Genomic DNA, 21646 nt, shown 5'->3' with positions numbered 1-21646 from the left:
TAAGGGGAGATACCTACTCCACATACTGTCTTGATCACTCGCAGTGAGGGGACACCCATGTCCGAATCCACGCTCGCCGTCGCGCCGCCGGGGGACGCGCGCGCCGACGACAACCCGAACCACGCCAGACGGTGGCTGATCCTGGTGATGATCGGCCTGGCGCAGCTGATGGTGGTGCTGGACGCGACCGTCGTGAACATCGCGCTGCCGTCCGCCCAGGTCGACCTGGGCTTTTCCAACGACGCCCGCCAGTGGGTCGTCACGGCGTACGCGCTCGCGTTCGGCAGCCTGCTGCTGCTCGGCGGCCGCCTCGCCGACCTCTTCGGCCGCAAGAACACGCTGCTCGTCGGCCTGGCCGGCTTCGCCGCCGTCTCCGCTCTCGGCGGCGCGGCGAGCAACATCGAAATGCTGCTGATCGCCCGTGCGGCCCAGGGGGTGTTCGGCGCGCTGCTCGCGCCGGCCGCACTTTCGCTGCTCACCACGACCTTCACCGACCCGAAGGAACGCGCCCGCGCGTTCGGCGTGTTCGGCGCCATCGGCGGTGGCGGCGCGGCGGTCGGGCTGCTGCTCGGCGGGGTGCTCACCGAGTACCTCGACTGGCGCTGGTGCATGTTCGTGAACATCATCTTCGCCGTCGCCGCGTTCGTCGGCAGCTCGGTCCTGCTGCGCAACCAGCGTGACGCCGGCCCGCGGCCGAAGCTCGACCTGCCGGGCACGGTCGCCGCGTCGGCCGGTCTGTTCGCGCTGGTCTACGGCTTCGCGAACGCCGAGTCGGACTCGTGGTCGTCGGTGTCGGTGTGGGGCTTCCTCACGGCCGGCGTCGTGCTGCTGGGCGTGTTCGTGTGGCTGCAACAGCGCGTCTCGCACCCGCTGCTCCCGCTGCGCGTGCTGCTGGACCGCAACCGCGGCGGCTCGTACCTGGCGATGTTCCTGCTGGCCATCGGCATGTTCGCGATCTTCCTGTTCCTGACGTTCTACGTGCAGCAGAACCTTCGCTTCACCCCGATCGAGAGCGGCGTCGGCTTCCTCCCGATGGTCGCGACGCTGATGCTGTCCGCGACGACGGCGACGGCCGTGTTGCTGCCCCGCTTCGGCCCGCGTCCGCTGGTCCCGACCGGCATGGCGATCGCGGCGGTCGGCCTGTTCTGGCTGAGCGGCATCGGCCTCGACAGCACGTACGCGTCCGGCGTGCTCGGCCCGCTGCTGGTGATGGGCTTCGGCATCGGCCTGGCGATGGCGCCGGCGATGAGCGTCGCGACGTTCGGCGTCGAGGCGCACGACGCGGGGGTCGCGTCGGCCGCGGTCAACACGATGCAGCAGGTCGGCGGCTCGATCGGCACGGCGCTGCTGTCGACGCTGGCCGGCAACGCGGCGACGTCCTACCTGGCGGGCAAGGTCCCCACCCCGCAACTGGCGGCCGAAGCGGCGATCGAGAGCTACACGACGGCGTTCACCTGGGCCGCGGTGATCTTCGCGGTCGGCGCGGTGCTCAGCGGCCTGCTGCTGCGCCCGGGCGTCCCGAAGGGCGAAGCCGCTCCCGGCGCCGTGCACATGTGACGTCCGCTTGAACCTTCCCGGCCCTCCGCGCACTAGTAAGACTGAGAACGTGCGAAGGAGGGCCGGGTGGGGTGTCCAGAGACCTCGATTTCAGCGAGTACTTCGCGGCGCGCGTGCAGCGCTTCCGGCGCGTCGCGTTCGCACTCTGCGGTGACTGGTACGCGGCCGAGGACCTGGTCCAGGCCATGTTCGTGCAGCTGTACCGGCGCTGGCGGCGCGTCCGCCCCGACACCGTCGACGCCTACGCGCGCCGCATCCTGCTGAACCTCTTCCTCACCGGGCGCCGGAAGTCCGGGCACGAATACGTGACGGCTGTCCTGCCGGAGGGGGAGTCACCACCCGGCCGGGACACGCCCCTGCGCCTCGACGTCGAGCGCGCTCTTTCCGGGTTGACCCCCCGGCAGCGCGCGATGGTCGTGCTCCGGTTCCTCGAAGACCTCCCGGTGACGGAGGTCGCGTCGCTGCTCGGCATCGCCGAAGGCACGGTCAAGTCCCAGACGGCTCGCGGGGTCGAAGCCCTGCGCGCGGCCCTGCCCGCGCCGACGACGGAGGAGTGGTGATGGAGGACGTCCGAGCCGCCTTGACGGCCTACGTGACCGAGGGCGAGCCCCCGCTGGGGCTGACCGGTGAAGAGGTCCTTTCGGCGGCCCGCCTTTCCCGCCGCCGGTACCTGCTCACCGGGGCGGTGGCGCTGTTCGTGGTCGTGCTCGCGCTGGGGCTGGCGGTGGTGGTGCTGCCGCACCGCGGCGAGGTCGCGAGCGCGCCGTGCCCCTCGGCTTCCGGCACTCGCGCGCAGATCACCGACCGGCTGAGCTGCCTCATCGGCAACGCCGTCCGGTCGATGCTCGACCCGCGGGCGCGGATCTCGCGGTTGACCAGCCCGGGGGAGACCCCGCCGGCGGACCCGTTCCACCTGATCGCCGACCCGGCCGGGGCCGCGCCCCGGGAAGCGTTGTTCCACCTGGGGGTCCGGGTGACCGACGCGCGGGGATCGGGCTCGGTGTACGTCCTGGTCCTGCCGACCGGCAACGCGGGCGGCCCGCCGTGCGGCGGCACACCGGAAGAGGTCGTGTGCCGCTCGGAGCCGACGCCCCAAGGGCAGCTGTGGCTGTCGACGTTGCGCTCGGGCGAGGTCGTGACCCACCGCGTGGCGCTGGCGGCCCCGGACGTGTTCGTGCAGTTCTCGGCGAACAACAGCGGGGTACTGGCGCAGAAGGACGTTCGGCTGCCGGCGCAGCGTCCGGAGCCGACGTTGACGCTGGCCCAGGTGCGGGACTTGGCGTTGACGCCGGGGCTGGGCTTCTAGCGTTTCAGTGCCGGCGGGAGCGGAGCGTTTCGATGACCTCGTCGTCCCACCGGTGGGTCCGGATCAGCCGGTACCGCTCCGCCGCCACCCACATGTACGCCTCGGCGTCCGTCCGGTCGCCCACCATCCCCGCCTGCCGCAGCATGCCCACCACCGGCACGAACTCCTCGTCGAACCACCGCTGCGCCACGCTCGCCCGGTCGCAGAACTTGCCCTCGTCCTGCATCAGCCGGAAACCCCACGCCTCCACGTGCTCGCCCAGCCTCGCGTAGTCCCACGGGTCCGACACGATCACCGACGCCCGCGCGTGGCCCGTCAGCGGCACTCGCTCCAGGAACAGCCGCCGGTAGTCCTTGACGATCAGGTCGCCGCGGTGGCGGATGCCGCTCGGGTCCAGCTTGGTCCGCACGACCGTCACGAACGCCTCTATTGTGGACAGTCCCTGCGCGAGCGCGACCGACACGCGGTGGTGGCCGTCGATGATGAAGTGCAGTTCGCCGACGCGGTACACCTCGATCGGCGGGATCTCCTCGCCCCGGCGCGCGGCCAGCGCCAGGCGCTCCCAGCGTTCGCGGACCCGGGCCGACGTCGGGCGGAAGCGGCGGTCGAAGTCGCGGCTGCGGTCGACCGTGCCGGCGATCGAGTCCAGCTTGATCACCCGCAGCCCGATCCGGTGCTCGCCGAGGTAGCCGAGCGCCTCCACCACCTCGTGGAACGGCAGCATGATGTTGACGTCGTCGGGCTCGCGGCGCAGCCACGTCGAAAGCCGCGAGAGCACCTGGCCCCGGCGCGCGCGGAGGAAGTCGTTCTCCGCGTCGGCGCGGGGGAACCCCGTCTCTTTCATGAGAACTCCATGATCCGGTGACCCACCACGTTGCGGATCCGGGTTTCGCCGACGACCCGGTCCGGCACCGGCTCGCCGTGGGGGTGGATGTGCCCGTGCAGCAACCACTTCGGGCGCAGCACCTCGATCGTCCGGTGCAGGCACGCGAACCCGCGGTGCGGCGGGTCCGCCCGGTCGCCGAGGTCCAGCGGCGGCGAGTGCGTCAGCAGGACGTCGACGTCACGGCCGTCGCGCCGCCGCCGCCACCGCGCGCGCCGCACCAGGCGGCGGGCCCGGCGCGCCTGCTGGCGCTGCGTCCACTGGTTCGGGCCGTCGTTGTAGCGGATCGAGCCGCCGAGCCCGGCGAACCGGAACCCGGCGACGTCGACGACCCGGCCGTCGGCGTTGATGCCGCCCGCCGGGCCCGGCCAGACCGTGGGGAAACCGTCCTTCATGGACAGCCCGCCGTAGCGCGTGTAGCCGCTCAGGTCCGGGTCGTGGTTGCCGGGCACGAACACGCACGGCGCGTCGAGCGCGCTGGCCAGGAACGCGAGGTAGTCGTAGGGGAGGTCGCCGGCGCCGATGACGAGGTCGACGGAGACGGCGCGGACCGCGTCGGTCCACAGCCGCTCGTCGACCTCGTCGGAGACCACCAGCGCTTTCGGCACGCACCCAGGGTACGACGCCTCGGTCCTACTTCATGCCGTGCGCGAACCCGGGGTCGGCGACGATGACGAAAGTGATGACGAAGATCCAGACGAGGCTGAGCGCGAGCGCCCAGAACTTGAGGTTGGACAGCATGCGGGACATGGCGAACACTCCGATGGGGAAGAGGGGACTAGAGCCAGCCGTTCTTCCGGAATATTCGGTACAGCAACAGGCAGATCGCCAGGATCACGGTGATCACCAGCGGGTACCCGAACTTCCAGTGCAGCTCGGGCATGTAGTCGAAGTTCATCCCGTAGATGCCCGCGATCATCGTCGGAATGGTGATGATCGCCGCCCACGACGTGATCTTGCGCATGTCGGTGTTCTGCTGCAGGGAGATCTTCGCGACGGTCGCGTCGACCAGGGTGGACAGCAGTTCGTCGAACGCCGCGACCCGCTCGGACACGGTCGTGAGGTGGTCGGCGACGTCGCGGAAGTAGGAGCGGACCTCGTCGGGCACCAGCCGCGTGTAGCCCTCGGCCAGGCGCTGGACCGGCGTGGCGAGCGGCATCACCGCCCGGCGCAGCTCGAGGACCTCCCGCTTCATCAGGTAGATCTGCTCGGCGCTGATCTGCGAGCGGGGCGCGAAGACCTGCGCCTCCATGACGTCGATGTCGTTCTCGATGCGGCCCGTGACGTCGAGGTAGTGGTCGACGACGTGGTCGGCGATCGCGTGCACGACCGCGGACGGGCCGAGCTTCAGCCGCTCCGGATCCTCGTCGAGCTCGCGGCGCAGGCGTGCCAGGCCCGAGTGGTTCCCGTGGCGGACGGTGATCACGAAGTCCCGGCCGAGGAACACCATCAGCTCGCCGGTCTCGACGATCTCGTTCGCCGTGGTGGGTGACTCGTGTTCGACGTACCGGACGGTCTTGACCACGAGGAAGAGCGTGTCGTCGTAGCGCTCCAACTTCGGCCGCTGGTGCGCTTCGAGCGCGTCTTCGACGGCCAGCTCGTGCAGCCCGAACGTCTCCGCGATGCCCTGGATCTGCTGGGAGTCCGGCTCGTGCAGGCCGATCCAGACGAAGCCCTCGTGGCGCTTCCGGACCTCTTTGATCGCTTCGACGTGCGTCCAGCGGCCGGGCAGGCGCTCGCCCGCGACGTACACCGCGCAGTCCACGACGTACGCGGACAGCGGCACCGGGACCGGGCGGACGGGGACGGCGCCCTTGTTGCCGCGGCCGCGAAGGCCGCCGAGCGAGGGAATGGCAGGCATGGGATCTCCTGGGCGTCGTGCGTTGGTCGTGCGAGACGACTGACCAGGGCGGAACGCGTCCGCCCGGCGACACCAGCGTTCCCGGGAAGAGAAAGGCCTACCTGGAGACGACCCGTGAGGTGGGAACGCTGGGAGTACTAGGGAGCGGACTATCGCCACTACTCATCGGGGTTCCTCACCTCCTTCGGGCCGGGTGCAGAGTGGTGGGGCTCGCGTTGACGCGCGAGAACCAATGGTTGAGGGTACTCCTCACTACGGATGCGTGTCGTACCAGCCTCACGCCGCGTTACCTGAACAGGAGAAGACGAGTGCAGTTCGGTCGGTACTACGAGGAGTTCGAGGTCGGTGCGGTCTACAAGCACTGGCCGGGCAAAACGGTCACCGAGTACGACGACCACCTCTTCTGCCTGATCACCATGAACCACCACCCGCTGCACCTGGACGCGCACTACGCCGGGGAGACGACCGACTTCGGCAAGAACGTCGTGGTCGGCAACTACGTCTATTCGCTGCTGCTGGGCATGTCGGTGCCCGACGTTTCCGGCAAGGCCATCGCGAACCTCGAGGTCGAGTCCCTCAAGCACGTCAAGCCGACCTTCCACGGCGACACCATCTACGGCGAGACCGAGGTGCTGGACAAGACGCCGTCGAAGTCCAAGGACGACCGCGGCGTCGTGTACGTCGAGACCCGCGGCTACAAGCAGGACGGCCTGATCGTGTGCACCTTCCGGCGGAAGGTGATGGTGCCGAAGCGCTCCTACGGGGAGACTCGGGGCGGGGAGCAGCCGGGCCGGCCGGTGCCGCACGAATGAGGCTCTGATGGACCTGGACCGCATCAAGGACGTACTGCGCACGTTCGCGGAAGTCGAAGCCCGCGGGGTCTCGCCGCTGTACGAGCACCTCGCGCTGCAGGCGGCCGCCGACGACGACGTCGCGGGCCTGCTGTCGGCCGCTCGCGACGGCGAGGTGCGCGCGACCCTGCTGATGGCGACGGCCCACCGGCTGGTGCAGGCCGACCCGATCCACCCGCTCTCGCGCTACTACCCGTCGCTGGGCGGCTTCGACGGCGTCGACTCGGAGACCTGGCCGCTGTTCCGGTCGTTCCTGCTGGAGCGGGCGGACAAGGCCCGTGCGCTGATTGCGTCGCGCTACACGCAGACCAACGAGGTCCGGCGGGCGGCTCTGCTGTACCCGGGCGTGGCGCGGGCGGCGAAGGAAGCGGGCGGCAAGGTTTCCCTGCTGGAAGTCGGCTGCAGCGCGGGACTCCTGCTGGGCCTGGACCGCTTCGGCTACCGCTACCAGTGCGACGGCGGCGAGCAGCTGACGGCGGGCCCGGCGAAGGCCGCGGTCGGGCTGCACTGCGCACTGGACCTCGCCCCGGGAGCGGTGGCGCCGAAGCTGCCGAAGAAGCTCGCGCTGCTCGACCGGGCCGGGCTGGACCGGGCGCCGGTGGACCTCTCGGACGAGGACGAGCTGGCGTGGCTGGAGGCGTGCGTCTGGGCCGACCAGCCGGACCGCATCCGGTTGCTGAGGACGGCGGCGGCCGAGCAGGCGAAGCACCGGCCACGGTTGATCGCCGGCGACGGCGTCGACGACCTCGCTTCGGCGGCTGCGTCGCTGGAGGGGCCCCTGGTCGTGGTGACGAGCCACGCGCTGGCGTACTTCCCGGCCGACCGGCGTGCGGCGTTCGTCTCCGCGCTGGCTTCGCTGGCGGCTTCGCGGCCGCTGTGGTGGGTTTCGGAGGAGTTCTACGGCGCCGGGCTCGACCTGGTGCTGCCGGGCCGCTCGGATCTGGTCGGAAACGGCCTGGCGACACTGGGCGTGGTGCGCTGGGAGGACGGCAAGCCGGAGGCGCACGCGCTGGCCCGGACGGCCCCGCACGGGCAGCGGATGACCTGGCTGGCGCTGTAGGCGACGGGGGTTGCCCACAGCCTCGCGGTGTTGTGGACAGCTCGGCTCGCGGCGGCGCTTTCCCGCCTGTTCGTCGGAGCGGCCCGATACGCTGGAGGCGGGGCCGGCCCCCAGGGAGGGCGGGGGCTGCTCTCCGGCCAGTTTCAAGCCTTCGGCAACGCCTTCCAGTCACGCAGCGTCACGTAGAGGAGCTCCACCAGCGATCCGGCCGCCTCCAGGGCCGACAGGTCTGCCGCATCGGACCAACGAGCGTCCGAGGCGTCGTCACCCGCCGTGAGAACTCCGCCGGCCACTTCGCACCGGTAGTCGAAGATCGCGTACGGCCCCCTGATCACCGACCCCACCAGTGTGCCGGGAATCACGTCGAGTCCGGTTTCCTCTCGCAGCTCCCGTATCACCGCTTCCTTGTCCGTTTCGCCCGGTTCGACTCGGCCACCCGGCAGCGACCATTGCCCCGAACCGGGATCATTGGCCCGCCGGATCAGCAGCAATCGGCCGTACGAGTCGAACGCGATGCCGCCTACGCAGCGGATCGTGGTGCTGGTGCGGCCGTCCATGTCCCGAAGGGTAGACGTGACCGAACTGAAAACGGATGTCCTGTACACGGAGAGTAGCCGTACGGTACACTTCGGACCGCGTGCTGACCCAAGCGCGGGACTTCCCTCCCGCGCGCCTGTTCAGTGCGGTACAACGTAAAAAGTCAGGATTTGTGCTGTTGTCCGGTGTCACCGTAAGAGACGGGATTTGATCGCGGTGAACGTGAAGAAGATTGCGGGCCTCGCCGGTATCGCGTTGGTGCTGTTCTTCGTCATTGCCCAGCCCGGTCAGGCCGCGGGCCTGGTCGGCAACATCGTCGACTTCCTGCGCAGCTCGGCCGAATCGGTGATCACCTTCGTCAGCAACGTGTTCAAGCGCTGATCGGGGGCTACCCTCGAACCATGTTCGCGCCACGCGACCCCGACGAGTACCTCCTCGACACCGAGCGGCGGGTCATCCGGATCCGCCGCCACTGGGCGGTGCTGCTGTGGGACACCTTCGAAGCGGCCGCGCTGCTGGCCGTCTGCGTCCTGGTGTCCTACCTGCTGCCACCGGCGCTGTACATCGGCCAGAACATCCTCTGGTACGTCGCGCTGCTCGTCGTGCTGCGCTTCGCCTACCAGGTGATGGAGTGGTGGGTCGAGCGCCTGGTGGTCACCGACAAGCGGTTCGTGATGACCACCGGCGTCTTCACCACCAAGGTGCTGATGATGCCGATCAGCAAGGTCACCGACCTCAGCTACGTGCGCACCGCCACCGGCCGCATGATGGGCTACGGCACGATGGTCGTCGAGTCGGCCGGTCAGATCCAGGCGCTGAACCGGATCGACTACCTCCCGCGGCCCGAAGAGTTCTACGACACGATCTCGGAGCTCGTCTTCGGCGACAAGCAGAAGCAGGCCGAGCGCTTCTCGATGATCAAGGCCCAACGAGCGGCGCGGGGGAAGAAGCCGGTCGGCTGAGGCGTACCGCCGCGGGTGTGACGTAGCGCATCGTCGACAATGGACACGATGCGCATCGACCTGCACGCCCATTCCACCGCTTCCGACGGCACCGACTCGCCGGCCGGGCTCGTCGCCGCGGCCGCGAGAGCCGGGCTCGACGTCGTCGCGATCACCGACCACGACACCACCGCGGGCTGGGCGCCCGCCACCGAAGCCGTGCCGCCGGGCCTGACCCTGGTCCCCGGCGCCGAGCTCTCCACGGTGTCGATCGACCCCGAAACCGGCCGCCAGATCAGCGTCCACCTGCTGGCTTACCTCTTCGACCCGACGTCCGAGCCCGTCGTCACCGAGCAGACCCGGCTGCGCGTCGAGCGCCGCACGCGGCTGCGCCGGATGGCCGAGCGGATGGCCGCCGACGGCCTGCCGGTCGACGCCGACGAGATCTTCGGCCTCCTGCCCGAGGACTCGCCGCCCGGGCGCCCGCACCTGGCCCAGGCGCTGGTCCGCGCCGGGCTGGTCAAGTCCGTCGACGAGGCCTTCGCCGACTACCTCAGCCCGCGCCGCGGCTACTACGTCGCCCGCCGTGACACGCCCGTCGAAGAAGCCATCGCCATGATCCGCGCGGCCGGCGGCGTCACGGTCATCGCGCACCCCTTCGCCTTCAGCCGCGGCGCCACGATCAGCGAGGACACCCTCGCCGAGCTGGCCGCGCACGGGCTCACCGGCGTCGAAGCCGACCACCCGAACCACGACGCGCCGACGCGGGCCCGCACCCGTGCGCTGGCGGGTGAGCTGGGCCTGCTCGTCACCGGGTCCAGCGACTACCACGGCACGAACAAGACGATCGCGCTCGGCGAGTGCACCACCGATCCCGGGCAGCTCGAAGAACTCGTTTCGCGTGCGACGGGGTTCCAGGTCGTGAAGGGCTGACACGAAGATGAGTGCGATTCGCTGGTCGGTGTGTGGTTGTTGGGGTCCTGCGTCAGGCTGGGATCGGGTCGAAGCGGACGGTCATGCCCAGGGCGTTGGCCTGCTTGACGATCTGGTGCATGGTGCGCTGGGGGTCGCGGCGGGTGAAGTAGTCGGCGCCCAGGTCGTGGTGGGTGACCTTGTCGGTCAGGATGTGCCAGATCGCGATGGTGAGTTTGTGCATGACGGCGACCAGGGCTCGTTGCCGGCCGCGGCGGGCGGCGAGGCGCCGGTAGTAGACGGCGTAGTAGGAGTTCTTTTGCTTGATCGCGGCCATGGCGGCGGTACCGAGGATGCGTTTGAGGTTGGCGTTGCCGTGGCGGGTGTGGCCGGATTTGTTCACCCCGGCCGATTCGTTGAGGCCGGGGCAGACGCCGATCCAGGAGGCCAGGTGCGCGGCGGTGGCGAACGGGGCCATGTCTCCACCGGTCTCGCTGATGATGATCTCGGCGGCGGTGCGCCCGATGCCGGGGATGGTGTCGAGGTTGTTCAGGTCCCGGTCGCGGTCGCGCATCAGGTCGGCGATCCGCATGTCCAGTTCGGTGACCAGTTCGGCGAGGTGGTCGATCTGGGTGAGGAAGTGCCGGCACATGAAAGCGTGGTGGTCGGTGAACGTGCCCTCCAGCGCCACGGTGAGGGCGGGGATCTTGGCGCGGGCGTGGCTGAGGGCCAGCTCGGCCAGTGTGGCGGGGTCGCGTTCGCCGTCGATCAATGCGGCCAGGATCCGCCGCGAGCTGACTCCGGTGACGTCGGTCAGGACGCTGGTCAGTTTGAGGCCGCTGTCCTCGAGTTCTTTTTCCAGTCGTTGGATTTCGCGGCCGCGGTCGGCGCGGATTTCGGTGCGGCGGCGGGTCAGTTCCCGCAGTTCGCGGATCGCGCGGTCGGGTACGAAGGAGGCCAGCACCATTCCCGAGGCGGCGGCGCGGGCCAGGAACGCCGCATCCGATGGGTCGGTCTTGCGGCCCTTGATCCCGCGCAGGTGGGCGGGGTTGACCAGCATCAGGTTCAGCCCGGCGTCCTGCAGCGGGTAATACACCGCACGCCAGTAGTCCGAGGTGGCTTCCAGGGCAACGATTTCGACTGCGTGTTCGGTCAGCCAGTCACGCAGGTCCCGGATGGCCCCGGCGGTGGTGTCGAACCGTTCGGTCTCCAGCAGCCATCGGCCTGCCCGGCGCGGGTCCGGGGTGCGTACGCATGCCATCACGAACCGTTTGCCGACATCCACACCCGCAGCGCGCAGGTACAGCACCTCGTCCCGCGCCGACGATTTTGTCATGATGTACCACCCATCGGTCCTGTCGTCCTGGGTGGGCCGCTCGGAGAGGTCCCGGGAAGCAGCGAAACTGACACACGTGCTCGTGCGGCGGCGCACCGCCGGTCTGGCACAAACCGTAGTCCCGGAGCGGACCTCCATCACCATTCTGACATTCGAGCTCTCACCGCATCACAGTCCAACCGGCTTACCGAGCGGCCCACCCCATCTTCCCAGCCCCGTGAAGCCTGCGAAACAGACGGGAGCTTCTGACATGGCGATCGCCGACTTCTTCGACGCGAGGCTCTTCATGAGCGCGACGATCACCCTGGTCGTCATCATGGATCCGCCCGGCACGGTGCCGGTGTTCCTCAGCCTCGTCGGCCGCAAGCCGGTGGCGACGCGGGCGCGCGCCGCCCGGCAGGCCGTCCTGGTGTCGCTGCTGGTCATCAGCCTGTTCGCGGTCGCCGGCCAGGCGATCCTGGCCTACCTCGGCATCGGCATCCCCGCGCTGCAGGGCGCGGGCGGGCTGTTGCTCCTGCTCATCTCGCTGCAGCTGCTGACCGGCAACGGGCACGAGCCGGAGGCGGCGGCGGAAGACGTCAACATCGCGCTCGTCCCGCTCGGCACGCCGCTGCTGGCCGGCCCCGGCGCGATCGCCGCGACCATCGTGTTCGTCCGCCAGGCCGACGGCCACCTCGGCGCGTACATCGCCCTGGCGCTGGCGATCGTCACGACGCACTTCGTGATCTACATCTGCATGCGCTACTCCGGCGTCGTCATCCGGCTGATCAAGGAAAGCGGCATCACGCTGCTGGCCAAGGTGGCCGGCCTGCTGCTCGCGGCCATCGCCGTCGAGCTCGTCGCGAACTCCGTGCGCGGCTTCATCGCCGGCGGGAACTGACCCGCCTTTCGGGTTGTCCTGCCGGACAGGAACCGCCGGCTTCGTTGACATCGTTGGCACGCTTCGCGCAGCCTGAATCCCAACCCAGCGATTGAAACGATTCAAACGCCTTGCGGAGGCCTCGATGAAGTGGCTCAGAGCATTCCTGCCGGTCACGGTCCTGGTGGCGAGCGGTGTGGTGGCCGCGCCCGCGGACGCCGCGCCGAGCTGGCAGAAGTACGTCGTGGCGCCGTCGAGCCGCGACGTCCGGCCCGTGCAGGTGCTGTCCACGACCGGCGACGTCGCGAACCCGGACGGCCTGCTCGGGAAGGGCGTCACGACGTTCAAGCGGCAGGCGCCGCCGCCGAAGCCGGCGTGGCCGGGCGGGACGACGGCGGCCGCGTCGTCGTTCCACGCGCCCAACAACGGCGGGAACGGCCAGCCGCGGACGTACGACCCCGGCAACGCCGTCGACGGCAACGTGGACACGTTCTGGAACGACGACACCATCGGCGCCTACCCGGACGTCCTGACGATCACCTCGGCCGCGCCGGTCGCGCTCCCCGGCGTCACCGTCCTGTCCAGTGTGGACGGTGTGCCACAGGACTTCACGGTCGAGGTGCTCGACGGCGGCGCGTGGCGGGTGGCGGCGTCCGTCACCGGCAACACCGCGGTTCAGCGCGCGGTCGCGTTCGACCGGCCGGTGACCACCGCGCAGGTCCGGATCACCGTCACGAAGGACCAGAACACCCCGTCGGGCGAGTTCAGCCGTGTGAACGAGGTCTGGCCGGGCCTGGTCGCCGACCCGCCGGTGCCGGTCGCGGTGGTCGACTTCGCCAAGGTCGTCGCGGGATACCCGAAGATCACCTTCGCGGGCGCGTCGGCGAACCGGCCGGGCGTCCGGCTGTCGTTCTCGGAAACCCAGCAGTACCTGGGCGAACGCTCCGACTTCACCCGCTCGGACTTCTCGGGCGGCCCGGGCAGCGACCAGTACGCCGTGCCGGCGACACCGACGGTCTGGCGCGACACGAAGGGCTGCGCCGCCGGGACGCAGGTGTGCGCGGACGGCCTGCACGGCTTCCGCTACCTGCGGATCAGCCTCGACGCGCTGGCGTCGGACGCGCCGCTCGCACAGCCGTCCGGCGAGGTGCGGATCAGCGGCGTCTCGCTCGACTTCACGCCGTTCCTCGGCACGCCGGACAGCTACCGCGGCTGGTTCGAGTCGTCGGACGCCGACCTGAACAAGTACTGGTACGCGGCGTCGTACACCAACGAGCTGGCCATGGACACGTTCCGCGAGTCCGATGTGGACCCGCGCGGCGCGTTTTCGCCGTCACTGGACGGGAAGCTGGTGCTGCACGACGGCGCGAAGCGCGACCGGGACCCGTACGTCGGCGACGTCGCGGTGTCCGGGCTGACCGAGTACCTGACCCACCAGGACGGCACGGCGGCGCGCAACGTGCTCGCCGACCTGGCCGACCACCAGCGCGCGGACGGCTGGATCCCGCCCGCGTCGATCAACGACTACACGCTGCCGCTGTTCGACTATCCGCTCTGGTGGGTGACGTCGAGCTGGGACTACGTGCTCTACACGGGCGACACCGCGTACGTGTCTTCGTACTACTCGAACCTCGTGAAGGCGCTCGACGCGTGGTATCCGTCGGTCACCGATTCGCGCGGGTTGCTCGCGAAGGGCCTCAACGGCACCAGCGGCTACGGCGACTACGCGTTCCTGCCGCGTACAGGCGAAGTGACGTACTACAACGCGTTGTACGTCCGGGCGCTTCAGGGCGCGGCGGGCCTGGCGCGTGCGACGGGGCACGCTTCCGACGCGGATCGCTGGCTCGCGCGGGCTTCCGGCGTCGCGGCGGCGGTGAACCAGTATCTGTGGGACCCGGCAGCCGGGGCGTACCTCGACTCGGGGACGGGCGCGGTGCGGCACGGCCAGGACGGCAACAGCCAGGCGATCGTGGCGGGGATCGCCTCGCCGTCGCAGGCGACTTCGGCGTTGGCGCGGCTCGCCGCCGGGGCGTTGCCGTACGGGAATCCCTTCATGGACAACGACACTCTCGTCGCCGACGGGACGAAGCGCGTGTACGCGTTCACGTCGTTCCCTGAGCTGCAGGCGCGGTTCCGGAGCGGGCAGCCGGACTCGGCGATCGACCAGATCAAGCGGATGTACGGCTGGATGACCAGCCACGACCCGGGTATCACGGCGTGGGAGGGCATCGGCGACGGCGGTTCGCAGTACGAGCAGGGGTACACCTCGGCTGCGCACGGCTGGTCGACCGGCGTCGTGCCGGCGTTGACGAACGAGTTGTTGGGCGTCTCGCCGACTTCGCCGGGCTTCGCGACGTGGACGGTTTCGCCGCACACGGGTTCTGTCGCCTGGGCACGGGGAGCGGTACCGACGCCGAAGGGTGCGTTGTCGGCTTCGTGGTCTCAGCAGGGTTCGGTGTTCTCGCTGACGGTCACGGCCCCGCGGGGGACGTCCGGTTCGCTGGTGGTTCCCGGTGGTCGGCTGGTCCTGCTGGACGGGCGCCCGCTCCGCGCGGCGGGTCCGTTGACCGTCTCCGGCGGCACGCACACGGTCCTGGTGGTGCGGTAGCGACACTTTCCGCGCGGGGCGGCTCGCCCCGCGCGGAAGTGTCGGTGACATCTGGGGCTTCGCCCCAGGTCGGGGGCTCCGCCACCCGAACCCCCGGAAAAACTGTCGGTGACATCTGGGGCTTCGCCCCAGGTCGGGGGCTCCGCCACCCGAACCCCCGGAAAAACTGTCGGTGGTGGTGCGTAGCGTGGGCGGCGTGAAGGAGCAGATGGGGTTCGACTTCGGCGTCGCGCAACCGGTGCGGCTCACGAAGGTGTCGCCGGCGCGGCTGGCCACCTTCGACGACTGCCCGCGCCGGTACCGGCTCGCGTACCTCGAACGGCCGACCCCGCAGCGCACGGGGCCGTGGGCGCACAGCACGCTCGGCGCGGTGGTGCACAACGCGTTGCGGGCGTTGTTCGACCTGCCGGTGCTCAAGCGGGTGCCGCAGCGGGCGGTGGCGCTGGTGGCGGAGTACTGGAAGGACGCGGGCTTCGAGAGCGAAGAGCAGGCGGCGCGCTACCGGGCCCGCGCGAAGGGCTGGGTGGCGGAGTACGTCGAGGACAACGACGTCACGCACGACCCGGTCGGGCTCGAGCGCTGGGTGTCGGCGCCGGTCAGCCCATCGCCGGGGGAGCGGCCGTCGATGATCATCGAGGGTCGCGCGGACCGCATCGACGCCCGTGACGGCGCACTCGTCATCGTGGACTACAAGACGGGCCGGCGGCCGCCGGACGAGTACGAGGCCCGGGCTTCGCAGGCGTTGGCGCTGTACGCGGTGGCGGCGGCGCGAACGCTGCGGATGCCGTGCACGACGGTGGAGCTGCACCACCTCCCGACCGGCACGATCGCGGCGGCCGAGCACACGCCGGAGAGCCTGCGGAGGCACCTCCAACGCGCCGACGAGACCGCCGGAGACCTGAGACTGGCCACGGATACCCTGGACGCGGGCGGCGACGCGGACGTGCTGTTCCCGGCCCGCCCGGACCGCCGTTGCGCCTGGTGCGACTTCAGGCCGAGCTGCGAGGTGGGGAAGGAAGCGGCCCCGCAGGCACAGCCGTGGGACCTGCTCGCGCCCTGACCGGGAGGAAAAGTGGCTTCACCGGACACCGACGAACTGGCCACGGTGCCGTCGCCCGCAGGGTCGCCGGAGGCCGAGCCGGCCGCTGGGGTGGTTCCGCAGCAACAGACGGAGCCGCTGCCCACCGAGCCGAGCGCGCCCGAGGCGCAGACGGTTCCTCAGGAACGTGTCGAACCTGAGCGGCTGGAACCTGCCGCGGAAGAGCCCACCAAGCCCTCGAAGCCCGGCGGCCGTTGGTGGCGTGGATTCACCGGCTCACTCGCGGCCGGCCTCACGGTCCTGACGATCGGAGTCCTGGTGGTCGCGGGAATCGACCTCTACACGGGCGCACCGGGCCCCGGCCCGGTCCTGCTGATCGGCCACCCGGTCGCGGCGGCGCTGGCGTTGCTCGCCCAGCGAGTCGCGGACCGCCGCAACGGTGTCCCGGCCGCAGGTGCTGGCCTCGCGGTGGTCCTGTTCACGGCCTCCGCCCTGACCCTCTTCTGGCTCACGTAACCCCGCCCGCGAGTTCCGCTCCCGATCACGCGAGTTCCGCTCCCGATCACGTGTGATGCCTCCTCAATCACGCGTGATGCCCCTGCAGACACGCGAGACGCCCCTTCCGTCACGCGAACAACGCAACCGATGCCACAAGATCGCGGTACCGGAACGGCGAACTCGCGTGCCTGGACGGACGACACGCGTGCCTGGACGGACGGGTCGCGTGCCCGAAGCCGGAACTCATGTGGTTGCAGCCGGAACTCGTGTGATTGAGCCCGGAACTCGCGTGATTGGGGCCGGAACTCGCGTGAGCGGAGCCGGAAGTCGTTACTTCAGGGCGGTCAGCGTGGTGCCGCGCTCTTCCAGCAGGACCGGGCCTGCCGCGCCCAGGCGGACCACTCCGGCGTACCCGCGCCGATCCACGCCGACCGTGCGGATCGTCGAACCGTCGTTCTCGTTCAACACCGCCAAGCCGCCCTTGATCGGGACCACCAGCTGCTGCGCGAACAAGATCCCCGGCCCGGACGCGCTGCTCAACGTCCATCGCGGCGAAAGGTCGTCGCGCGACAAGGCCAGCACCTTCGACCCGCTGAACCAGTACATGTTCTGCGCCGTCTGGGTCGTCGCCTCGGTACCCCCGGCAGGGTCCGCCGCCAGGTCCGAAGCAGGCACGTCCAACGGGTACGCCGCGCGCTGGGAACCGTCGCCGTTGTAGACCACCATGAGCTTCCGGTCCGGCAGGACCACCGCCGTCAGGTCGCCGGACATCGCGATCACGCGCGCCCGCTTGCCCGCCAGCACGCTGCTGAACGCCACCGACGGCTCGTCGTCCTTCTCCGGGGCCGCCTTGTACACCGTCAAGCGGTCCGCCGGGTCGCCCGGGCAGCGCTCGATCACGCCGACCTTGCCCGACGCCGCCGCGACCGTGCCGTACGTGCAGCCGGTGCGGGGCTGCTTGCCCGCGTTGACCAGCGCCGGGACCTGGCCGTATTCGGCGCTCTGCACCAGGTCGTCGCGCCAGGTCGTCAGGAGCTTCTTGCCCGTCGTCGTCACGTGCGAACCGTCGCTGACCAGGCGCGTGCCCAGCTCCGCGTTGCCGTTGCGCTGGGCCGTGATCCGCCCGGTGCCCGGGTCGAGCTGCGTGACTTCGCTGCACCCCAGCGACTTGGCGTAGACGGCGTTCAGCCGCCCCCACGTCTCGTTCATCGTGCACAACGGCAGGTCACGCGTGTAGTGCCAGCGGATCTGCCCGGTCAGCGGGTCGCGGGAAGCGACCTCGCCGCCGTCCGCCGTCGCCACTTCGTCGCCGGCCACCACCGGGACCGGCGTCGCGCCGCTGGGGGCGCTCCACAGCTCGGCCAGCGAACCCGGCACCTTGTCCGGCGCCGCGGGCAACGGCGGGGGTGCCGCCGCCTCCGTCCGGTCGGTGGCCGCGCTGTCGCTCGTCACGCCGATGACCAGCGCGACGGCGACCACGACGACCGCGATCAGCGCGGCGATCACCCGGTCCCGCCCGCGGTTCCAAGGCGACCGGCGCGCCTTGACCCGCGGGGCGGGCGGAGTGCTCTCGGGAGCGTCCTCGAGCACGTCCTCGGAACCGTATTCAGGAGTCTCTTCAGGCGTCTTCTCGACGTCGCTCACGTGCCCGGACCCCCGCGTTCAGGTTCAGTCTGCCGACGCAGGTGTATCAGACGTCGCGGCGGGACGGCGACGGCGGCGCCGCCGAGCCGGCCGCTCGGCGTTCTCGCCGGCTTCCTTCTCGACCGCGGGACCGGTCGTCTCCGGCGCCGTGCCGCGGGTGCGGCGACGCGCCCGGGTGCGTCCCTCCGAGGCGGGCGCGTCCTCCGAAGAAGACGTGGCGGCGGCGTTGTCCGCGGCCTCGATCGCCTCGGCCGAGCGCGCACCACCACGGGTCCGCTTGCGCGGGCTGCGGTTGCGCTTGCGCGGCGCGTCTTCCGACGGCGTGTCGTCGGCCTTGCCCCGGCCACGCGGGCCGCGGCGCTTGCCGCCCAGGTCCTCTTCCACCTCGGCACCGAGGCCGGCGCGGGTGCGCTTGCCCAGCGGCAGCCGGCCCGTCGTGCCCTCGGGGATGCCCAGGTCGGCGTACAGGTGCGGCGACGACGAGTACGTCTCCACCGGCTCCGGCTTGTCGAGGCCGAGGGTGTCCGAGATCAGCTTCCAGCGCGGCATCTCGTCCCAGTCGACGAGGGTGACGGCGACGCCGGTCCGGCCCGCGCGGCCGGTACGGCCGATGCGGTGGACGTAGGTCTTCTCGTCGTCCGGGCACTGGTAGTTGATGACGTGCGTGACGTCGTCGATGTCGATGCCGCGGGCCGCGACGTCGGTCGCGACCAGCACGTCGACCTTGCCGGAGCGGAACGCGCGCAGTGCCTGTTCGCGGGCGCCCTGGCCCAGGTCACCGTGCACGGCGGCGGCCGCGAAGCCGCGCTCGACCAGGTCGTCGGCCACCTTCTGCGCGGTGCGCTTGGTGCGGCTGAAGATCATCGTGAGCCCGCGGTCGGCCGCCTGCAGGATCCGGGCGACGACCTCGGGCTTGTCCATCGAGTGCGCCCGGTAGACGAACTGCGTGGTGCGCTCGTGGATCGCGCTCGCGTCGTTCTCTTCGGCGCGGATGTGCGTCGGCTGCCGCAGGAACGTGCGGGCCAGCGTGATGATCGGGCCGGGCATGGTGGCCGAGAACAGCATCGTCTGCCGCTCGTCCGGCACCATCCGCAGGATGCGCTCGATGTCGGGCAGGAAGCCCAGGTCGAGCATCTCGTCGGCCTCGTCGAGGACCAGGCCGCGGACCTTGCCCAGCACCAGGTGCTGCTGCTCGGCCAGGTCGAGCAGCCGGCCGGGGGTGCCGATCACGACGTCGATGCCCTTGCGCAGGGCCTCGATCTGCGGCTCGTACGGGCGGCCGCCGTAGATGGCCAGTGTCCGGATGCCGAGGTGCTTGCCGGCGCCCTTGAGGTCGTTCGCGACCTGGATGCACAGCTCGCGGGTCGGCACCACGACCAGCACCTGCGGGGTGCCGTCGCCGGGGACCTGCACGCGGTGCAGCAGCGGGACGCCGAAGCCCAGCGTCTTGCCCATGCCGGTGCGGGCCTGGCCGATGAGGTCGTCGCCGGCCATGGCCAGGGGCAGCGTGAGCTCCTGGATGGCGAACGTCCGCTCGATGCCGGCCTCGCCGAGGGCCTTGACGATCTCCGGCTTGACGCCGAAGGACGCGAAGGTCGGGGCTTCGGGCTCGACCTCGACGCCCGCCTGCAGCGGGTGCGACGTGTCGAGCGCGGCCGGGCCGGTCTCGCTGTGTTCCAGCGCGACGGCGGGGGTCTGTTCGGTTGTGGGAATTTCTGCGGTCAGGGTGATCGCCTCTCTCGTGACCAGCGCGCACAGCCGTGGGTCCGCTCGACACTCGACCGGGAGTAAACCCTGGTCCCTGGCGCTGATCTGAAGCGCGGAACCGGTCCGTCCCGGGAATGCCGGAAGAGGCGTGCACGCACATTGCAGTACGTCGACAGGCCACGTGACCTGCCTGTTTCCCGACGTCGGTATGACGTACGGAAGCTTCGATATCAAACGCAGTGTACCTGGTCAGCAGTTTTTCGACAGTACCCGGCACGCCGGAACCAGTGTGATCGGTCTCGTCCCGACACGCCCGGGTGCTTCGGCGATACCCTGCCCCCGTGACCGAGCCGAAAGAGATCTCAGAAGGCGTAGTCGACCTTCTGGGTGTGATCGCCTACCTCGAACTATCCGCGTTCGACCGGATGGCCGAAGACGCGCGCAGTGCCCCGACCCTGGCCGGGCGGGCCGCGCTGGCGCAGATGGCGGCCGCGGAGATCGGTCACTACGGCCTGCTCGCCCAGCACCTGGCCGGCCACGACGTCAAGATCGAAGACGCGATGGGGCCGTTCGTGGCACAGGTGGACGCCTGGCACGCCTCGACGCCGCCGAAGTCGTGGCTGGAGTCGCTGGTCAAGGCCTACGTCGGCGACGGGCTGGCCGCCGACCTCTACCGCGAGATCGCCAGCTGGCTCGACCCGGAGACCAAGGACCTCGTGCTCACCGTGCTCGCCGACACCGGCCACTCCGCGTTCGCCGAACGCGAAGTCGCCGCCGGCATCGAAGCCGACCCCAAGACCCGCGACAAGCTCGCCCTGTGGGGGCGCCGCCTCCTCGGCGAGGCGCTCACCCAGGCGCAGTACGTCGTCGCCGAGCGCGACGGGCTGGCCGAGCTCATCATCGGTGGCTCGGGCGACCTCTCCGGAATTGCGGCGCTGTTCCGGCGGTTGCAACAGGGGCACACGAAGCGCATGCAGGCGCTCGGCCTGGGCTGATCCCGATGGAGTACCCGGAAGTGACGACGCGGTCGGGCGCGGACATGCGCCACCGGAACGAGCCGGTTCGGTTAGCCTTGGCCGGCACATCCCTTACGAATTTCCAGCGGAGGTCCCACGTGGAGGTCAAGATCGGCATCAAGGACACGCCGCGCGAGCTGGTGGTGTCCAGTGGCCAGTCTCCCGAAGAGGTGGAGAAGCTGGTCGCCGAGGCCCTGACGGCCGGTGACGGGCTCTTCCGCATCAACGACGAAAAGGGGCGCAAGTACATCGTCCCCTCCGACCGCATCGCGTACGTCGAGATCGCCCCGTCCGACGTCCGCAAGGTCGGCTTCGGCGTCGGCGACTGACTCGTAGCCCGCGAAGGCCACCCCGGGGCTTCCCCGGGGTGGCCTTCGTGCTTTGCCGCCCAGGTGGGCGGGCACTTTCACCGGATCGGTGCGTGTTCCTTGGAGTGTCGGGGAGCCGCCGCCTAGCTTCGGCTGGCGATCCGGTGTCACAGGACCCGGACGGACGACTCCGGGAGCGAACATCATGACCACTGTCGAGCCGTTGGCCGGCGATGTGGCGGATCTCGTGCGGAACACCCTCAGCGCGCACAAGTCGATGTTCCTCGCGACTTCCGGCAGCGACGGCCCCTGGGTGGGCGGGGTGTACTTCGCCGAGTCGGGGCCGTTCACGCTGAACCTGGTGCTCGAAAACCGGGGCCGCACGCTGGCCGCGGTCCGGGAGAACCCGGTCGTGTCGGTGGTGGTGTCGACGGGCTCGCCGATGCAGCCGTTCCTGCAGGCCCAGGCCCTTGCCGAGGTCGTACCGGCCGAAGACGACGCGCTGGTGCGCGAGGTGCTCGTGGCCAAGGTGCCGGAGGCGGCGCCGTTCCTCGACGCGCCGGTCACGGCGGTCCGGCTGAGCGTCCGCCGGTGGCGGGCGACGGACATCCCGAACGGCTGGCTGCCCGGACGCGAGCTGCCGGGCCCGCGCCACCCCTGATCCGGCCGGTGCGGCCACCGCGCGGGGTGGCCGGGCCGGTTCCGAAGTCCGTGAAGGCCTCC

Annotated in this window: 22 protein-coding genes; 15 read left to right on the top strand and 7 right to left on the bottom strand. The window is 70.3% G+C overall.

Annotated elements, in window-relative coordinates; translation table 11 throughout:
• Positions 1-57 precede the first annotated feature (57 nt).
• The 3 genes from OG738_RS05825 (at position 58) to OG738_RS05815 (ending at position 2863) form a co-directional block, all read left to right on the top strand.
• A complete protein-coding gene (locus OG738_RS05825) occupies positions 58-1557 on the top strand; it encodes an MFS transporter (RefSeq protein WP_329051854.1) in 1500 nt (499 codons plus the stop codon).
• A gap of 71 nt (positions 1558-1628) precedes the next feature.
• On the top strand, positions 1629-2117 hold the full coding sequence (locus OG738_RS05820; protein ID WP_329051852.1) for a SigE family RNA polymerase sigma factor: 489 nt from the start codon (positions 1629-1631) through the stop codon (positions 2115-2117).
• Complete coding sequence (locus tag OG738_RS05815) at positions 2117-2863, top strand: hypothetical protein (protein ID WP_329051850.1); 747 nt, start codon at positions 2117-2119, stop codon at positions 2861-2863. The genes OG738_RS05820 and OG738_RS05815 overlap by 1 nt, the downstream gene beginning before the upstream one ends.
• Positions 2864-2867: 4 nt before the next feature.
• Here OG738_RS05815 and OG738_RS05810 read toward each other — a convergent pair whose 3' ends face one another.
• From OG738_RS05810 to corA, 3 genes are all read right to left on the bottom strand, one after another.
• Positions 2868-3707 carry a chromosome partitioning protein ParB gene (locus OG738_RS05810; protein ID WP_329051849.1) on the bottom strand — a complete coding sequence of 280 codons (840 nt, stop codon included), beginning with the start codon at positions 3705-3707 and terminating at the stop codon, positions 2868-2870.
• Positions 3704-4354, bottom strand: a complete 651-nt coding sequence (locus OG738_RS05805; protein ID WP_329051848.1) for a metallophosphoesterase family protein — start codon at positions 4352-4354, stop codon at positions 3704-3706. Before OG738_RS05805 ends, OG738_RS05810 begins: the two co-directional genes overlap by 4 nt.
• A 170-nt stretch (positions 4355-4524) precedes the next feature.
• Positions 4525-5607 (bottom strand): magnesium/cobalt transporter CorA, encoded by a 1083-nt coding sequence (corA, locus tag OG738_RS05800; protein ID WP_329051847.1) that lies wholly within the window; start codon positions 5605-5607, stop codon positions 4525-4527.
• A gap of 308 nt (positions 5608-5915) precedes the next feature.
• Here corA and OG738_RS05795 point away from each other — a divergent pair, with 308 nt between their 5' ends.
• The gene (locus tag OG738_RS05795; protein WP_247014510.1) at positions 5916-6419 is read left to right on the top strand and encodes a MaoC family dehydratase; all 504 of its coding nucleotides are present in this window, start codon (positions 5916-5918) and stop codon (positions 6417-6419) included.
• Between the two features lie 7 nt (positions 6420-6426).
• The gene (locus OG738_RS05790) at positions 6427-7518 is read left to right on the top strand and encodes a DUF2332 domain-containing protein (protein WP_329051844.1); all 1092 of its coding nucleotides are present in this window, start codon (positions 6427-6429) and stop codon (positions 7516-7518) included.
• 143 nt (positions 7519-7661) lie between these two features.
• Here OG738_RS05790 and OG738_RS05785 read toward each other — a convergent pair whose 3' ends face one another.
• Complete coding sequence (locus tag OG738_RS05785) at positions 7662-8075, bottom strand: NUDIX hydrolase (protein ID WP_329051842.1); 414 nt, start codon at positions 8073-8075, stop codon at positions 7662-7664.
• A gap of 196 nt (positions 8076-8271) precedes the next feature.
• Here OG738_RS05785 and OG738_RS05780 point away from each other — a divergent pair, with 196 nt between their 5' ends.
• From OG738_RS05780 to OG738_RS05770, 3 genes are read left to right on the top strand one after another with little or no spacing between them, the layout of a single operon-like run.
• Positions 8272-8436: a hypothetical protein gene (locus tag OG738_RS05780; RefSeq protein ID WP_329051841.1), complete on the top strand. Its 165-nt coding sequence runs from the start codon at positions 8272-8274 to the stop codon at positions 8434-8436.
• A 20-nt stretch (positions 8437-8456) separates the two neighbouring features.
• Positions 8457-9017 (top strand): PH domain-containing protein, encoded by a 561-nt coding sequence (locus tag OG738_RS05775; protein WP_072481681.1) that lies wholly within the window; start codon positions 8457-8459, stop codon positions 9015-9017.
• A gap of 48 nt (positions 9018-9065) precedes the next feature.
• On the top strand, positions 9066-9929 hold the full coding sequence (locus tag OG738_RS05770; protein WP_442875865.1) for a PHP domain-containing protein: 864 nt from the start codon (positions 9066-9068) through the stop codon (positions 9927-9929).
• Between the two features lie 52 nt (positions 9930-9981).
• Here OG738_RS05770 and OG738_RS05765 read toward each other — a convergent pair whose 3' ends face one another.
• On the bottom strand, positions 9982-11244 hold the full coding sequence (locus OG738_RS05765) for an IS110 family transposase (RefSeq protein WP_329056577.1): 1263 nt from the start codon (positions 11242-11244) through the stop codon (positions 9982-9984).
• Positions 11245-11494: 250 nt separating this feature from the next.
• Here OG738_RS05765 and OG738_RS05760 point away from each other — a divergent pair, with 250 nt between their 5' ends.
• From OG738_RS05760 to OG738_RS05745, 4 genes are all read left to right on the top strand, one after another.
• A complete protein-coding gene (locus tag OG738_RS05760) occupies positions 11495-12124 on the top strand; it encodes a MarC family protein (protein WP_329051836.1) in 630 nt (209 codons plus the stop codon).
• Positions 12125-12248: 124 nt separating this feature from the next.
• Positions 12249-14711, top strand: a complete 2463-nt coding sequence (locus OG738_RS05755; protein ID WP_329051834.1) for an alpha-L-rhamnosidase-related protein — start codon at positions 12249-12251, stop codon at positions 14709-14711.
• A 208-nt stretch (positions 14712-14919) separates the two neighbouring features.
• On the top strand, positions 14920-15771 hold the full coding sequence (locus tag OG738_RS05750) for a RecB family exonuclease (protein ID WP_329056575.1): 852 nt from the start codon (positions 14920-14922) through the stop codon (positions 15769-15771).
• A 12-nt stretch (positions 15772-15783) separates the two neighbouring features.
• Positions 15784-16266, top strand: coding sequence for a hypothetical protein (locus OG738_RS05745; RefSeq protein ID WP_329051833.1), 483 nt, complete (start codon positions 15784-15786; stop codon positions 16264-16266).
• A gap of 312 nt (positions 16267-16578) precedes the next feature.
• On the opposite strand, the gene OG738_RS05740 is transcribed toward OG738_RS05745, so the two are convergent.
• Both OG738_RS05740 and OG738_RS05735 read right to left on the bottom strand, forming a co-directional pair.
• On the bottom strand, positions 16579-17892 hold the full coding sequence (locus tag OG738_RS05740; RefSeq protein WP_329051832.1) for an Rv3212 family protein: 1314 nt from the start codon (positions 17890-17892) through the stop codon (positions 16579-16581).
• A gap of 24 nt (positions 17893-17916) precedes the next feature.
• Positions 17917-19524: a DEAD/DEAH box helicase gene (locus OG738_RS05735; protein WP_329056573.1), complete on the bottom strand. Its 1608-nt coding sequence runs from the start codon at positions 19522-19524 to the stop codon at positions 17917-17919.
• Positions 19525-19940: 416 nt separating this feature from the next.
• Between OG738_RS05735 and OG738_RS05730 the strand changes: the two genes are divergently transcribed.
• The 3 genes from OG738_RS05730 to OG738_RS05720 all read left to right on the top strand — a co-directional run bounded on the left by OG738_RS05730 (position 19941) and on the right by OG738_RS05720 (position 21584).
• Positions 19941-20594, top strand: a complete 654-nt coding sequence (locus tag OG738_RS05730) for a ferritin-like fold-containing protein (RefSeq protein WP_329051830.1) — start codon at positions 19941-19943, stop codon at positions 20592-20594.
• Between the two features lie 119 nt (positions 20595-20713).
• Positions 20714-20944, top strand: coding sequence for a DUF3107 domain-containing protein (locus OG738_RS05725; protein WP_013223016.1), 231 nt, complete (start codon positions 20714-20716; stop codon positions 20942-20944).
• A gap of 184 nt (positions 20945-21128) precedes the next feature.
• Positions 21129-21584 carry a pyridoxamine 5'-phosphate oxidase family protein gene (locus OG738_RS05720; RefSeq protein WP_329051824.1) on the top strand — a complete coding sequence of 152 codons (456 nt, stop codon included), beginning with the start codon at positions 21129-21131 and terminating at the stop codon, positions 21582-21584.
• Positions 21585-21646: the final 62 nt, after the last annotated feature.

Origin of the sequence: Amycolatopsis sp. NBC_01488, from assembly GCF_036227105.1 — a bacterium.
GTDB lineage: Bacteria > Actinomycetota > Actinomycetes > Mycobacteriales > Pseudonocardiaceae > Amycolatopsis.
The sequence above is the reverse complement of the archived record's forward strand: the minus strand, read 5'-3'. Positions and strand labels throughout refer to the sequence as shown.